This window comes from Spongiibacter sp. (assembly GCF_984394615.1).
In genome coordinates this window covers 137,387-150,413 of the sequence record NZ_CFHTQA010000003.1, presented here as the reverse complement: position 1 = coordinate 150,413, position 13,027 = coordinate 137,387, and the positions used below count along the sequence as shown (strand labels likewise).

The 13,027-nt window shown below is 58.3% G+C and carries 17 protein-coding genes; 10 read left to right on the top strand and 7 right to left on the bottom strand.

The features are described 5' to 3' along the window. The 5 genes from AC5DB9_RS02570 to rhlB all read left to right on the top strand — a co-directional run. A partial coding sequence (locus AC5DB9_RS02570; RefSeq protein ID WP_491732023.1) for a peptide chain release factor-like protein occupies positions 1-548 on the top strand: 548 nt, incomplete at its 5' end. Positions 549-587: 39 nt separating this feature from the next. Continuing rightward, on the top strand, positions 588-1,412 hold the full coding sequence (gene prmC, locus AC5DB9_RS02565) for a peptide chain release factor N(5)-glutamine methyltransferase (protein ID WP_335986577.1): 825 nt from the start codon (positions 588-590) through the stop codon (positions 1,410-1,412). Positions 1,413-1,423: 11 nt separating this feature from the next. Beyond that, a complete protein-coding gene (gene moeB, locus AC5DB9_RS02560) occupies positions 1,424-2,167 on the top strand; it encodes a molybdopterin-synthase adenylyltransferase MoeB (protein WP_414711337.1) in 744 nt (247 codons plus the stop codon). 85 nt (positions 2,168-2,252) lie between these two features. Then, on the top strand, positions 2,253-2,987 hold the full coding sequence (locus AC5DB9_RS02555) for an HvfX family Cu-binding RiPP maturation protein (RefSeq protein ID WP_272994258.1): 735 nt from the start codon (positions 2,253-2,255) through the stop codon (positions 2,985-2,987). Positions 2,988-3,032: 45 nt separating this feature from the next. After that, entirely contained in the window at positions 3,033-4,415 is a 1,383-nt protein-coding gene (rhlB, locus tag AC5DB9_RS02550; protein ID WP_028968418.1) for an ATP-dependent RNA helicase RhlB, read from the top strand. Between the two features lie 7 nt (positions 4,416-4,422). On the opposite strand, the gene cysZ is transcribed toward rhlB, so the two are convergent. After that, positions 4,423-5,157, bottom strand: a complete 735-nt coding sequence (cysZ, locus tag AC5DB9_RS02545; RefSeq protein WP_272994256.1) for a sulfate transporter CysZ — start codon at positions 5,155-5,157, stop codon at positions 4,423-4,425. Positions 5,158-5,251: 94 nt separating this feature from the next. Continuing rightward, on the bottom strand, positions 5,252-5,677 hold the full coding sequence (locus AC5DB9_RS02540) for a MarR family winged helix-turn-helix transcriptional regulator (protein WP_272994255.1): 426 nt from the start codon (positions 5,675-5,677) through the stop codon (positions 5,252-5,254). 115 nt (positions 5,678-5,792) lie between these two features. Here AC5DB9_RS02540 and AC5DB9_RS02535 point away from each other — a divergent pair, with 115 nt between their 5' ends. The 3 genes from AC5DB9_RS02535 (at position 5,793) to AC5DB9_RS02525 (ending at position 7,299) form a co-directional block, all read left to right on the top strand. Further along, complete coding sequence (locus AC5DB9_RS02535) at positions 5,793-6,551, top strand: siderophore-interacting protein (RefSeq protein WP_272994253.1); 759 nt, start codon at positions 5,793-5,795, stop codon at positions 6,549-6,551. Between the two features lie 131 nt (positions 6,552-6,682). Beyond that, positions 6,683-6,940 carry a hypothetical protein gene (locus tag AC5DB9_RS02530; protein WP_272994251.1) on the top strand — a complete coding sequence of 86 codons (258 nt, stop codon included), beginning with the start codon at positions 6,683-6,685 and terminating at the stop codon, positions 6,938-6,940. Beyond that, entirely contained in the window at positions 6,937-7,299 is a 363-nt protein-coding gene (locus tag AC5DB9_RS02525) for a hypothetical protein (protein WP_272994249.1), read from the top strand. The genes AC5DB9_RS02530 and AC5DB9_RS02525 overlap by 4 nt, the downstream gene beginning before the upstream one ends. On the opposite strand, the gene AC5DB9_RS02520 is transcribed toward AC5DB9_RS02525, so the two are convergent. Then, a complete protein-coding gene (locus tag AC5DB9_RS02520; RefSeq protein WP_353744089.1) occupies positions 7,287-7,502 on the bottom strand; it encodes a cysteine-rich CWC family protein in 216 nt (71 codons plus the stop codon). The genes AC5DB9_RS02525 and AC5DB9_RS02520 overlap by 13 nt on opposite strands. Before the next feature lie 58 nt (positions 7,503-7,560). Here AC5DB9_RS02520 and smrA point away from each other — a divergent pair, with 58 nt between their 5' ends. After that, positions 7,561-8,148, top strand: a complete 588-nt coding sequence (gene smrA / locus AC5DB9_RS02515; RefSeq protein ID WP_022959628.1) for a DNA endonuclease SmrA — start codon at positions 7,561-7,563, stop codon at positions 8,146-8,148. A gap of 19 nt (positions 8,149-8,167) precedes the next feature. Here the strand turns inward: smrA and AC5DB9_RS02510 are convergent, their stop codons facing one another. The 4 genes from AC5DB9_RS02510 to gatC are packed head-to-tail and all read right to left on the bottom strand — an operon-like array spanning position 8,168 to position 11,727. Continuing rightward, a complete protein-coding gene (locus AC5DB9_RS02510; RefSeq protein WP_022959627.1) occupies positions 8,168-8,458 on the bottom strand; it encodes a PA4642 family protein in 291 nt (96 codons plus the stop codon). A gap of 22 nt (positions 8,459-8,480) precedes the next feature. Next, on the bottom strand, positions 8,481-9,929 hold the full coding sequence (gene gatB, locus AC5DB9_RS02505) for an Asp-tRNA(Asn)/Glu-tRNA(Gln) amidotransferase subunit GatB (RefSeq protein ID WP_273009544.1): 1,449 nt from the start codon (positions 9,927-9,929) through the stop codon (positions 8,481-8,483). Between the two features lie 11 nt (positions 9,930-9,940). Continuing rightward, positions 9,941-11,395, bottom strand: coding sequence for an Asp-tRNA(Asn)/Glu-tRNA(Gln) amidotransferase subunit GatA (gene gatA / locus AC5DB9_RS02500; protein ID WP_272993874.1), 1,455 nt, complete (start codon positions 11,393-11,395; stop codon positions 9,941-9,943). 44 nt (positions 11,396-11,439) lie between these two features. Next, positions 11,440-11,727, bottom strand: coding sequence for an Asp-tRNA(Asn)/Glu-tRNA(Gln) amidotransferase subunit GatC (gatC, locus tag AC5DB9_RS02495; protein WP_022959624.1), 288 nt, complete (start codon positions 11,725-11,727; stop codon positions 11,440-11,442). A gap of 236 nt (positions 11,728-11,963) precedes the next feature. Between gatC and AC5DB9_RS02490 the strand changes: the two genes are divergently transcribed. Beyond that, positions 11,964-13,001 (top strand): rod shape-determining protein, encoded by a 1,038-nt coding sequence (locus AC5DB9_RS02490; RefSeq protein WP_022959623.1) that lies wholly within the window; start codon positions 11,964-11,966, stop codon positions 12,999-13,001. The last annotated feature ends 26 nt before the right edge of the window (positions 13,002-13,027 follow it).

The window sequence follows — 13,027 nt, the reverse complement described above, 5'->3', positions numbered from 1 at the left end:
TTGAGTCTGGCGGGCACCGGGTGCAGCGTGTGCCGGAGACGGAGTCCCAGGGGCGGATTCATACCTCGGCCTGCACGGTGGCGGTCATGCCGGAGCCGGAAGCCTCTGAAGAGGTGGAGATCAACAAGGCCGATTTGCGTATCGACACCTTCCGCGCCAGTGGCGCAGGCGGTCAGCACGTTAACAAGACCGACTCGGCGGTGCGCATCACCCATATTCCCAGCGGCATTGTCGTGGAGTGTCAGGATGAGCGCTCACAACACAAAAACCGCGCACGGGCCATGTCGCTGCTGGCGGCGCGCATCAACGATGTTCGCCAGAGCGAGCAGCAGCAGGCGCAGGCCGATGAGCGGCGCAATCTGGTAGGCAGTGGTGATCGCTCGGAGCGGATTCGCACTTACAACTTCCCTCAGGGGAGGGTGACCGATCACCGTATTAATCTCACGCTGTACAAGCTCGATGAGTTTATTCAGGGCGACGTTGATCAAGTAGTGGGGCCGTTGCGGCAGGAGCATCAAGCTGACCTGCTGGCGGCGATGGCGGAGTAAGCGCAAGTGGCGGCACTGACCATCGGGCAGGCGCAGGCGATGCAGCAAGCGTTGCAGTCGCTCAGCGATAGTCCGGCGTTGGATGTGTCGCTGCTGCTTTGCCATGTGCTTGATCGCCCGAGAAGTTATCTCTACACCTGGCCGGAACGCGAGCTGGATGAGCTGCAGCAGAAACAGTTTGAGCAACTGCTGGCGCGCCGCCTGAACGGCGAGCCCATTGCGCATATCCTCGGTGTTCGGGAGTTCTGGTCGCTGCCACTGGCGGTAACGGCAGATACCCTGATTCCCCGCCCGGATACCGAAAGCTTGGTGGAGGCTGCATTGATGCTGTTCACTGACAGCGACGCCGGGGCGTTGCTGGATTTGGGCACGGGTACCGGCGCGCTGGCGCTGGCGTTGGCCAGCGAATGGCCGAGTTGGCAGTGTCGGGCGGTAGACAAGTCTCCCGCCGCCGTAGCGCTTGCACAGCGCAATAAAGCGTCACTGGGACTGGAAAATGTGACGCTGGAGGTATCTGACTGGTTTGCGGCTTTCACGCCCGGCCCACAGTTTGATTTGATTGTCAGCAATCCACCCTATATCGACGCAGATGACCCCCATTTGCGGCAGGGAGATGTGCGCTTTGAACCCGCTTCAGCGCTGGTGGCCGACGACGATGGGCTCGGCGACCTGAGGCGCATTGCTCAGCAGGCGCCGCAATATCTTAAGCCCGGCGCGTATCTGATGATGGAACACGGGTACCAGCAGGCCGCAGCGGTTCGCGATGTGCTGAAGGCCGTCGGTTTTGCCGGGGTGCGCAGTGGTCGTGACTACGGTGACAATGAGCGCTATACCCTGGGGCAATGGGCGGGAGAGTCGGTATGAGCGGTATTGAGCTGAGCGACGAGCAACTATTGCGCTACAGTCGTCATATTCTTCTGCCCGAGCTGGATGTGGTCGGCCAACAGCGGCTGCTGAACAGTCGAGTACTGATTGTCGGTGTTGGCGGCTTGGGCTCTCCCGTTGCCATGTATCTGGCCGCGGCGGGCGTAGGGCAGTTGGATCTGGCCGACGACGACGGCGTGGAGTTGAGTAATTTGCAGCGCCAGATTGTTCATAGCACCCCTGATATCGGGCGCAGTAAGGTGGCGTCCGCCACCGATACCTTGACGGCCTTGAATCCCGAGGTGCGGATACATGGCTACGAGCAGCGCCTGGCCGGTGATGGCCTGGCGAAGGCGGTGGCTGCGGTGGATGTGGTGCTGGATTGCACGGATAACGCCGAGACCCGGTTTGCCCTGAATGCGGCCTGCGTGGCAGCGAAAGTGCCGCTGGTTTCCGGCGCCGCGATTCGCGGTGAAGGACAGGTCAGTGTTTACGATATGCGTCGGGATGACAGTCCCTGCTATCGCTGCCTGTACCAGGAAGGCAGCGACGAGCTGAACTGCGCCAATGCCGGTGTGCTGTCGCCGGTCGTGGGAATGGTGGGTAGTATTCAGGCCATCGAGGCCATCAAATGCCTCGTACAATTCGGTGAGCCGCTAATCGGCCGCTTGTTGCTGATTGACGCCCTGACGATGGAGCTTCGCCAGTTTCGTTTGCCTCGAGACCCTGATTGCCCGGTGTGTGCACGGCGATAATTGACACACACGCGGCCGTTTCCTTCAGTGCTATAGTGCGTCACTATAAAAAACGCGCGAATAATAATAAAAGAAGGAGCATTTCATGAACGCCATTTTGCGCAGTTACTACTGGCTTCACGACGGCCTGTTTGGCCGCTTGCGTCACTTAGCCTTTCTGGCGCCGCTGTTAATGCGTCTGTATCTGGCGCCGGTCATGCTGGCTGCCGGTTTATACAAGGCGTATCACATCGATGAGATTATCAGCTGGTTTGGGCAGGGCTTGGGGTTTCCCGAGCCGGTGTTGATGGCCTATCTCGCGGCGTACACCGAGCTGGTAGGTGGATTCTGTCTGCTGTTTGGGCTGGCTGTACGGTGGGTGAGTCTGCCGCTGATGATCACCATGCTGGTAGCGGCTGTTACGGTTCACTGGCAACACGGCTGGTTTACCGTCGCCCCCAGTGAGCCCATGAGAAGCGTGGCCAAACCTCTGGCCGACATCGGAATTCCTGCGGCAAGAGACAGCCTGGAAAACAGCCTGGATGTCGCGCGCCGTCTCCAGCGGGCCGAAGCATTGATGAGCGAACACGGCAACGGGGACTGGCTGACTGAGAAGGGGAGCTTCGCCGTGATCAATAATGGTATTGAGCAGGCGGCGACCTATTTCATCATGCTGCTGGCACTGTTGTTCACCGGAGCTGGGCGATGGTTGAGCTTGGATGATTATCTCGACCGGCAGGCGCGAGCCGCGCTGGTGTCGTCGCGCCCCGCCAGTGCCCCGGCTGTTCGCTCCCCTGAGTCGGCGGATTCCGATGCTGCTGGTCTAACGGGCGACGAATGATGGTAGAATGCTCGATTATTGTTCAATTCTGAAGAAGAGATCATTTTGCTAAGGAAGCTGTTTTCATCCTCATCCGCAAAGGCGGACGATAACACCGCAGCCGAGGCCAAGCGCTCCGCTGCGCCCACGCCCGCTGACTCCTCCGATCAATCAAAAAACGCCGAGCGACAAAGCGATAGTCGCGCCGGTGGCCGCAAGCGCTCCCGCGCCAAGAAAAAACCGCCACAGCAAGCTTGGAGCCTTGATCAGTTTCAGGTGCCGGAAGAAGAGGGCAAAACGCGCTTTCATGATCTCGGCCTCGACGAGAGCCTGATGCATGGCATTGCTGACGCCGGATTTCAGTATTGCTCTCCGATCCAGGCGGCGTCCCTGCCGCATACTCTCCGCGGTAATGACGTGATCGGCAAAGCCCAGACGGGTACCGGTAAAACAGCGGCATTCCTGATCACGATCTTTAATGACCTGCTGAATAACCCGGTAGAAGACGAGCGCTTTGCCGGTGAGCCGAGGGCATTGGTGATTGCGCCGACTCGAGAGTTGGTGGTGCAGATTGGTGAGGATGCGCGTCAGCTTGGCAAATACTGTGGTCTGAATGTTGTCACACTGATTGGCGGCATGGATTATCAGAAGCAGCTTGATCGTTTGAATAACGACCTGGTCGATATTGTGGTCGCCACGCCGGGCCGGTTGCTGGACTTTTCCGGGCGCCGTGATCTGTATCTGGATCAGGTGGAGTTGCTGGTGATCGATGAAGCCGACCGTATGCTGGATATGGGCTTTATTCCCCAGGTGAAGCGCATTGTTCGCCTCACTCCTCGCAAAACCCACCGCCAGACGTTGCTGTTCAGTGCGACCTTTACCGAAGATATTGTCCGCCTCACGGAGCAGTGGACGCTGGACCCGGTAAAAATCGAGATCGAACCCGAGTCGGTGGCGACGGATACCGTCGATCAACGGGTGTACCTGGTGGAGTCTCAGGATAAATTCCGGGTGCTGTTGAACATTGTTAAGCAGCCGGATGTGAACAGCATTATTATCTTTGCCAATCGCCGGGATGAGACGCGCCGCCTGCATGAGCGTCTGTGCAAAGCCGGCGTTCGCTGCGGTATTCTGTCTGGAGAAATCCCTCAGAATAAGCGTTCACGTACCTTGCAGCAGTTCAAAGACGGCGAGATCAACTGTCTGGTTGCCACGGATGTGGCGGGGCGGGGGATTCACGTGAAGGGCATCAGTCACGTGGTCAACTATACCCTGCCGGAAGAACCTGACGATTACGTACACCGTATTGGCCGTACTGGCCGGGCAGGAGCAACGGGAACGTCAATCAGTTTTGCCTGTGAAGATGATGCCTTCCTGCTGCCGGATATCGAGGCCGAACTTGGTATGAAGCTCAATTGCGAGCAACCCCCGGAAGTATTGCTGAAATAAGCGCGCCTCAAGCGCGCTTTTCCATTCCCTTCATTCGCTCTACCCACATCAGCGTGCCACCGCACACGGCGGCGGGCATGATAAACAGGTTCAATATCGGCACCATGGTGCCCAACATCACCAGTGCACCAAAGCTGAAGCTGGTCGCACGCTGGCTGCCGATACGCCGCCGTGCTTCTGCGAAGCTCAGCTTGTGGTTGTCCATCGGGTAATCGCAGTACTCAATCGCCATCATCCAGGCGTTCAGGGCGAACCACAGCAGCGGTGCCATGGGCGAAATAATAAAACTGGCAATCAGCGTAATAATCGCAAATCCCGCGTAATACAGCAGTTTTCGGCACTCCCTGCCGATGCTGCGAGGAAAGCTCGCCAGCGCCTGTACCAGCGTCTCTCTTGCCTCGACCTCAACCCCACAGAGATGCTCCTCCAGTTTTTCTGCAAGCAGGCCGTTGAAAGGCGCGGCGATGATGTTGGCGATCGTACTGAATAAATACATCACCACCGCCAGAACCAGAATGACCGCCAGCGGCCAGAGCAGCCACTGGAGGAAATCCAGCCAGTCGGGGAGCCAGGCCACCAGTTGGTTTATCCAGTGAGAAAAATAGTCGAAGGCGAGGTAACTCAGTGTGCCGAAGATTATGGTATTGATCAGCAGGGGCAGGGCCACAAACAGACGGATGCCAGGCAGGCGCAGCAGCTCAAAGCCGCGAAACAGGTATTGGGGGCCGCTGAGAGGGTTCATAGTGATGACATCCAGTCCGGTTAACGAATTTTGCAGTGTAGCGTCAGCGCGTGAAAGATGCAGTGCTAACAGACGTTTGCCCGCAAGTCTGGCTTCAGTTGCCCTGCAAGTTATTGAGCATTTTCTCGGCCAGCTTTAGGAACGAGGCGACCTCGTCTTGGCTGAGGCCTTTCAGCATTTGTGCTTCGACAGCGTGTTCGGCTTTTTCGACGGTTGCCATCAGCGCCTGGCCGTCAGTGCTGAGAGTGAGAAGTTGGCTGCGTTTGTCGCTGGGATGGGGGCGGCGGGTAAGGAGTCCCATGTCCTCCAGCTCTTTCAGTAGCCGGGTAATTTGGGCTTTGTCTCGACCGGTTGTGGTCGCGAGTTGATTGGCCGTACAGCGCTCCTGGTGCTGGATAAGGCTGAGCATTCGCGCATGCATGCCGTTTAGAGGAAGGCCTCTGTCGCGAATCGCGTGCTTGGCGCTGACTTTGAATTGGAAGGCCAGATGCCAGATGGTGTTGCGGATATCAGAGCTCATTTGTTGACAAAGTCAATTAGTTTGAATATGGTTGATATTGTCTACTAAGTGGCGGTCGGGCACAAGCCTGTTCCGCCTCGCTATGAGGAATGCTATGTCCAGACCGTCTCCCAGAATGTTAACTGTTCTACGTAATGAAGTGCTGACGCCCCATATGCGGCGACTGGTGCTCGGTGGTGAGCTGAGTGATTTTCCACCGGGTTGCGAGAGCGCGAATTTCAAGCTTTTGCTGCCGCGTCCAGGGCAAAGCAGTATTGCCCTGCCGCCGTTTGCGGAGATGCCGGAGGCAGAGCGGCCGATTGTGCGCACGTATACCCTGCGTCACTTCGATGCCGAACGCGGTGAAATCTATGTGGATTTTATGATGCATGCAGACCACGGGCCGGCATCCGCGTGGGCAGCAGCGGCCGCGCCTGGAGACCGTGTGGGGTTTGCCGGTCCAGGTGCGCCAAAGTTTGTCGACTGGCAGGCCGACTGGTTCTTTTTTGCCGGTGATATGTCAGCCCTTCCAGCGATTGCGGCAAATATCGAGCGATTACCCTCCGAGGCTAAAGGCTATGCGGTTCTCGACATCCTCGATCCCGCTGACAGACAGGCGCTGCCATTCCCCGAGGGGATAGCGGTACAGTGGCGAGTCAATCCTCACCCGGAATTGGATAGTAATGGCTTGGTGGATGCGGTTAAGGCCAAGACTTGGCTTCCCGGTTCCCCGGCAGTCTGGGTGGCGGGGGAAAGCGGGGCGGTTCGCGCTATTCGCCGCTACATGGTCGGTGATAGGGCCGTGCCACGTGACCGACTGTATGCCAGCGGTTACTGGCAAATCGGTATGACAGAGGACCGCCACCAAATCGAAAAGCGAAAAGACTCCCAGTAGCGAGCTTGCCATCATCACCGAGTAGGGGCGCGTTGATGTGAAGCGGCTCGCGACGCAGTGATTTGGGCTTGTCGAGCGCCATCATTCACCGTTAAATGTCCGTGTCATCCTGCCTGTAATGGAGAGTGTGTATGAAAGGAAAGGTATTGCCTGCGTTGTTGCTGGCCGGGAATTTGGCGTGGGCGGCGCCGCCGCTCAAGGTCGACGACATCACGGTGCTTTCTCCGGGGCAGACGGTGCATGTATCCGGTGATCTCAGTGACTACCCGAAAGGAACACTTGTCGGGATTGTGGATGCAAACGGCCGGGCCGAAGTCGTTCACGGCCGGGTATTGGGTGCCTCTTCGGGGGCGACACTGAAAGTGTTGATTATTGAGGAACAAAAATGACGATCAAGCCATGGATTGCTGCTGTATTGATGGGGCTGGTACTGCCCGCTGTTGCGGAGCCATTTGAACAGGCTGCCAACGCCTTGTGTGAAAAGAGCAAGATGTGCGCGAAAGCGAGCATGGTGGGAGAAGAAATTCCACCGGAGATGATGGCAATGATCAATCAGCAGCTTGAGGGTATGTGTGGCTCCATGCTGGCGAGCTTTCAGGCGAGTGGCATGGAGAGCCACGCGCTGTACAAGCCGGCAGTGGCTTGTATGAAGTCGATGGCGGTGCTCAGTTGTGAGGAATTGGAAGCCGACACCAGTACGCCAGCCTGTGATGCCTACCACAAGAAGCTGGACAGCTACGGCGAATAAATCCTGACCGCGCCGCGCTGTGCACAGCCGGGGCAGATGCAGCGCTGCGGTGGCCCCGCTTCGGCCGCCGCTTTTTTTGCTTTGTCGCTGATCTCCGTCGTCATACACCAGCAACTGGCAGCGGCCTGCCCAGCGGCGATAGCGCAGTGATTCTCACCTTCGCACAGTGGGCAAAGCTGGTTGTTTGCAGTTTCCCTTGTCATCCATCGATAATACTGTAAATCGCGTAAGAGCGGTGATGGCGATGGAAGTGAGGCTGCAATGAGAGATGACGACAAGCTGTTTGCCGAGGAGATGCTCGGCGTCCAACCTTTGCGAAATGATGCCCGCGTTGCCCTGAAGAAAAAGCAGGAAAGTGATGCGTTGGCGCAGCGCGCGCGTCGTCTGGCAGCAACGGCGAGTCAGGCTCCCCGCAACTTTCTGTCCAGCAGCGAAATCCCCATGTTGGACCCCCACTATATCGTTGAATTTCGTCGCGAGGGCGTTCAGTACGGTGTCTACCGTAAGCTGAAGCAGGCGAAGTACGACATTGAGGCGCGACTTGATCTGCACAAGATGACCGTTGAGCAGGCGAGGGAGCAGGTCTTCCGCTTTATTCGCGACGCCATGGCGATGGATTTGCGAACGCTGATTATTGTTCACGGCCGGGGGCACCACAGCCAGTCCGGTGCGGCGGTGCTGAAGTCTCATGTGGCCCATTGGCTGCCACAAATTGACGAGGTGCAGGCATTCTGCAGCGCGCAGCCGCAGCACGGCGGTGCGGGGGCCGTGTATGTACTATTGAAAAAGAGCGAGCGGAAAAAACAGGAAAATCGCGACCGGCTGACGCGAGGCCGCTCCCAAAATTAGACGCGGCCGAGTGCGGGGCTTACTGTGCGCCGTTGGCTTCCAGGGCGGCTACATAGTCGGCGGAGTTGCGGTGCTCTTTCGCGTAGCTCAGTACGCTGCGGCCGCTGCCGTCCACCGCGTTGATATTGCCGTCGGCTTGCAGGAACATGCCGATGAACAGCTCAAAATCGTCGGCGCGCATGCTCTGGTAAGCTTTCAGTAAGCGGTGAAAATCGGCGTCGACGCCCGCTTTGGCTTCGACGTTCAGAAACTCACGAACGCGGTCTTCGGTCCAGACTTCGTCCAATACCTTTTCTTTATCTTTTTTCATTGCTGATCCTATAAACGGCGGTTTAGCCGTTGAGCTTTTTACTGAGTAACTGGTTGACCATGCCGGGGTTGGCCTGGCCTTTGGAGGCTTTCATGATCTGGCCGACAAAGAAGCCGATCAGTTTCTTGCGCTTGCCGTCGTCGGCCTCCCGGTACTGTTCCACCTGGGCGGTATTGGCGGCAATAACCTCATCGATCATCACCTCCAGCGCGCCGCTGTCGGAGACTTGTTTCAGGCCCTTGTCGTCAATAATGGCATCGGCACTGTCGCCCTCGCCGTTCCACAGGGCTTCAAACACCTGTTTGGCGATTTTGCCTGAGATAGTGTTGTCGCGGATGCGCAGTATCAGTCCGCCAAGCTGTTCGGCGCTGACCGGGCAATCGCGCAGCGACTTGCCGTCGCGATTAAGGGCCGCAGACAGTTCGCCATTGATCCAGTTGGCGGCCAACTTGGCGTCGCCCGCTGCCGTTGCGGTGGCTTCAAAATAATCGGCAGTGCTGCGCTCGGCGGTGAGCAGGCTGGCGTCGTAAGCGGAGAGCTCGTACTCACTCTCAAAACGGGTGCGTTTGGCATCCGGAAGTTCGGGCATGCCGGATTGGAGCTCGTCGATCAGCGACTGCTCGATGCGCACCGGCAGCAGATCCGGGCAGGGGAAGTAGCGGTAGTCGTTAGCTTCTTCTTTGCTGCGCATCGAACGGGTTTCGTTTTTGTCGCTGTCGTACAGGCGGGTTTCCTGCACCACGGTGCCGCCGTCTTCCAGCAGATCAATCTGGCGTTGGGCTTCAACCTTGATGGCGCGCTCGACAAAGCGGAAGGAGTTGATGTTCTTGATTTCGGCGCGGGTACCGTATTCCTCTTCGCCTTTAAGGCGCACTGAAACATTGGCGTCGCAGCGCATGGAGCCCTGCGACATATCGCCATCGGAAATGCCGAGGTAGGTGACGATGGAGTGAATCTTGCGCAGATAGGCAACCGCTTCTTCGGCGCTGCGCATGTCCGGTTCGGATACAATCTCGATCAGCGGTGTGCCTGCACGGTTAAGGTCGATGCCGCTCATTCCTTGGAAGTCTTCGTGCAGGGATTTGCCTGCGTCTTCTTCAAGGTGGGCGTGATGAATGCGAATATTGCGGGTGCTGCCGTCTTCCAGGCGAATTTCTACCACGCCGGGACCGACGATGGGCTTGTCCATCTGGCTGGTCTGATAGCCTTTGGGCAGGTCGGGGTAAAAATAATTTTTACGCTCGAATACTGAATCGCGGCAGATCTCGGCATCGATGGCCAGACCGAACAGGATGGCATCTTTCACGGCCTGCTCATTGAGCACTGGCAGCGTGCCGGGCAGCGCCAGATCGACCGCGCAGGCCTGGGTGTTGGGCGCCGCGCCAAAGGCGGTGCTGGCGCCGGAGAAAATCTTGGATTGGGTGGTGAGCTGGACGTGTACTTCCAGGCCAATGACCACTTCCCATTGCATTGGCGTTCTCCTTATTCGCAGTCGGGCGCGCGGCGCAGGTGCCAGTCGCTGACTTGCTGATATTGGTGGGCGGCGGCCAGCAGGCGGCCCTCGTCGAAGTCGCGGCCGATCAGCTGCATGCCGGCGGGCAGGCCGTTGGTAAGGCCAACCGGCATTGACAGTGCGGGCAGGCCTGCAAGGTTGACGGCGATAGTGTAGATGTCTTCCAGGTACATGGTGACGGGATCGCTGACTTTCTCACCCAGGCCAAACGCCGGGTTCGGCGCGGTGGGGCCGGCGATCAGGTCGACCTGCTTGAACGCCTCGGTGAAGTCGTTCTTGATCAGGCGGCGAATCTGTTGCGCCTTCCGGTAATAAGCGTCGTAGAAGCCCGCCGACAGCGCATAGGTGCCGACCAGAATCCGGCGTTTAACTTCTTCGCCAAAGCCCTCGTCGCGAGTGCGGGTGTACAGGTCATCGAGATCCTGCGGGTTTTCGCAGCGGTAGCCGTAGCGCACACCGTCGAAGCGCGACAGATTGGTGGAGGCTTCTGCTGGGGCAATAACGTAGTAGCAGGGCACTGCCAGTTCGGTGTGTGGCAGGGTGATGTCGACGATTTCGGCGCCGAGTTTGCGGTACTCGTCCAGTGCGGCGTGAACGGCATCGCCAATGGCACTGTCCAGTCCGGCGCTGAAGTATTCCTTGGGAACGCCGATTTTCAGGCCGCGAAGATCCTGATCCAGCGCGGCGTGGTAATCCGGCACCGGCACATCCATGCAGGTACTGTCTTTGGCGTCAAAGCCCGCCATGCTTTGCAGCAGCAGGGCGCAATCTTCGGCGGTTCTGGCCATCGGTCCGGCCTGATCGAGGCTGGAGGCAAAGGCGATCATGCCGTAACGCGATACTCGTCCGTAAGTGGGCTTCAGACCGGTCAGGCCGCAGAGCGCCGCCGGTTGGCGGATTGAGCCGCCGGTATCGGTGCCGGTGGCGGCAGGTGCCAGCCCCGCGGCTACGGCGGCGGCGCTGCCGCCTGATGAGCCGCCGGGCACTTTGTCCCGGTTCCAGGGGTTGCGCACAGCACCATAAAAGCTGGTTTCATTGGAGGAGCCCATCGCGAACTCGTCCAGATTGGTTTTCCCCAGCATGACTGCCCCGGCGGCGGCCATTTTTTCCACCACGGTGGCGCTGTAGGGGGCAATGAAGTTATCCAGCATTTTGGAGGCGCAACTGGTGCGGACGCCTTCGGTGCAGAAGATATCTTTGTGGGCAATCGGCAGACCATTCAGGCTGCCTGCTTCGCCGTTGGCGCGGGCGGCATCCGCGGCGCGGGCCTGGTCCAGGGCTTGCTCGGCAGTCACGCTAATAAAGCTGTTGTAGTGACCGTCGCGCTGTTCGATATCGTTCAGGTACTGACGGGTGATCTCTTCACTGGAAAAGTCGCCGGCGGCGAGGCCGCGCAACAGGTCGGCAACGGTGTGGCTTGGCATGGTGGCGTCTGCTCTCTCAATTCTGTGGCGTGGGCGAGTGGGGCTCAGTCTATGACCTTGGGCACCAGATACAGCCCGTCTTCCGTGCTGGGTGCAATGCGCTGGAAATGCTCGCGCTGGTCGGTCTCTGTAACCACGTCGGCGCGCAGCCGCTGGCTGGCATCGTGGGGGTTGGCCATCGGTTCGATCGCCTGAGTGTCAACGGCCTGCATAGTGTCGATCATGCCGAGAATATCGCCGATTCGCTGGCGCAATTCTTCGCTGCTTTCTTCCGTAATACGGATGCGCGCGAGTCTTGCCAATTTGGCGATGTCGCTCTGTTCTAAACTCATGGTTCATTCCTGTTGGAGTGGCGCCTGTGGCGGCACCTGCGATCGTCGGGGGCATGCCCGACCCGGCTTAGGAAAAGCCCGTAAACTTATCATACTTGCGCCTTGCCCTAAATCCCTGCCATTGATAGAGTGGCAAAGTTTTTAATCTAGGGGTTCGTACTGCCCAATGTGGCGCGCTTTCGACCCTGCCAGCCCGGTTCTTTTCTTAGTTGAACCGTACAAGGTGATAATCGCACATGTTGAAACGAATTCGCGGCATGTTCTCCAACGATCTGTCGATCGATTTGGGAACGGCAAACACCCTTATATATGTTCGTGGACAGGGAATTGTTCTGGATGAGCCATCGGTGGTGGCAATTCGGGTTCACAACGGTCAGAAGACGATCGAAGCGGTGGGCATGGAGGCCAAGCGCATGCTGGGCCGGACGCCGGGCAATATTACTGCCATCCGGCCGATGAAAGACGGGGTCATTGCCGACTTTCAGGTCACCGAGAAAATGCTGCAGCATTTCATCAAGCTGGTCCATCAGAACAGTTTCATCCGCCCCAGCCCCCGTGTGCTGGTGAGTGTGCCCTGTAAAAGTACCCAGGTAGAGCGCAGGGCGATTCGTGAGTCGGTGCTCAGTGCCGGTGCCCGCGAAGTGCGTCTGATTGAAGAACCCATGGCGGCGGCCATTGGTGCGGGCCTCCGGGTTGAAGAAGCCTCGGGCTCGATGGTTGTGGATATCGGTGGCGGCACCACGGAGATTGCCATTATCTCGCTGAATGGTGTGGTGTACTCCGATTCTGTGCGGGTAGGTGGTGACCGTTTTGACGAGGCGATTGTGACTCACGTGCGCCGCACCTACGGCAGCTTGATCGGCGATGCTACCGCCGAGCGCATCAAACAGGAAATCGGCTGTGCCTACCCCGGTAGCGAGCTGCGTGAAATCGATGTTCGCGGCCGCAATCTGGCAGAGGGGATTCCCCGTCGCTTTACCCTGAACAGCGATGAGATTCTCGAGGCTCTGCAGGAGCCCTTGCAGGTGATTATTCAGGGCGTTAAACGTGCGCTGGAACAGTCTCCTCCAGAGCTGGCTGCGGATATCGCAGAGACCGGTATTGTCCTGACGGGGGGTGGTGCGCTGTTGAGCGGCATCGATCAGCTGATTGCGGACGAAAGTGCGTTGCCGGTGGTGATCGCAGAAGATCCCCTGTCTTGTGTGGCGCGTGGCGGCGGTAAAGCGTTGGAAATGATGGATCGCCATCACCTCGATATCTTGTCAGCGGAATAAGCATGCGCTGGGTGGCAGCGGGAGGA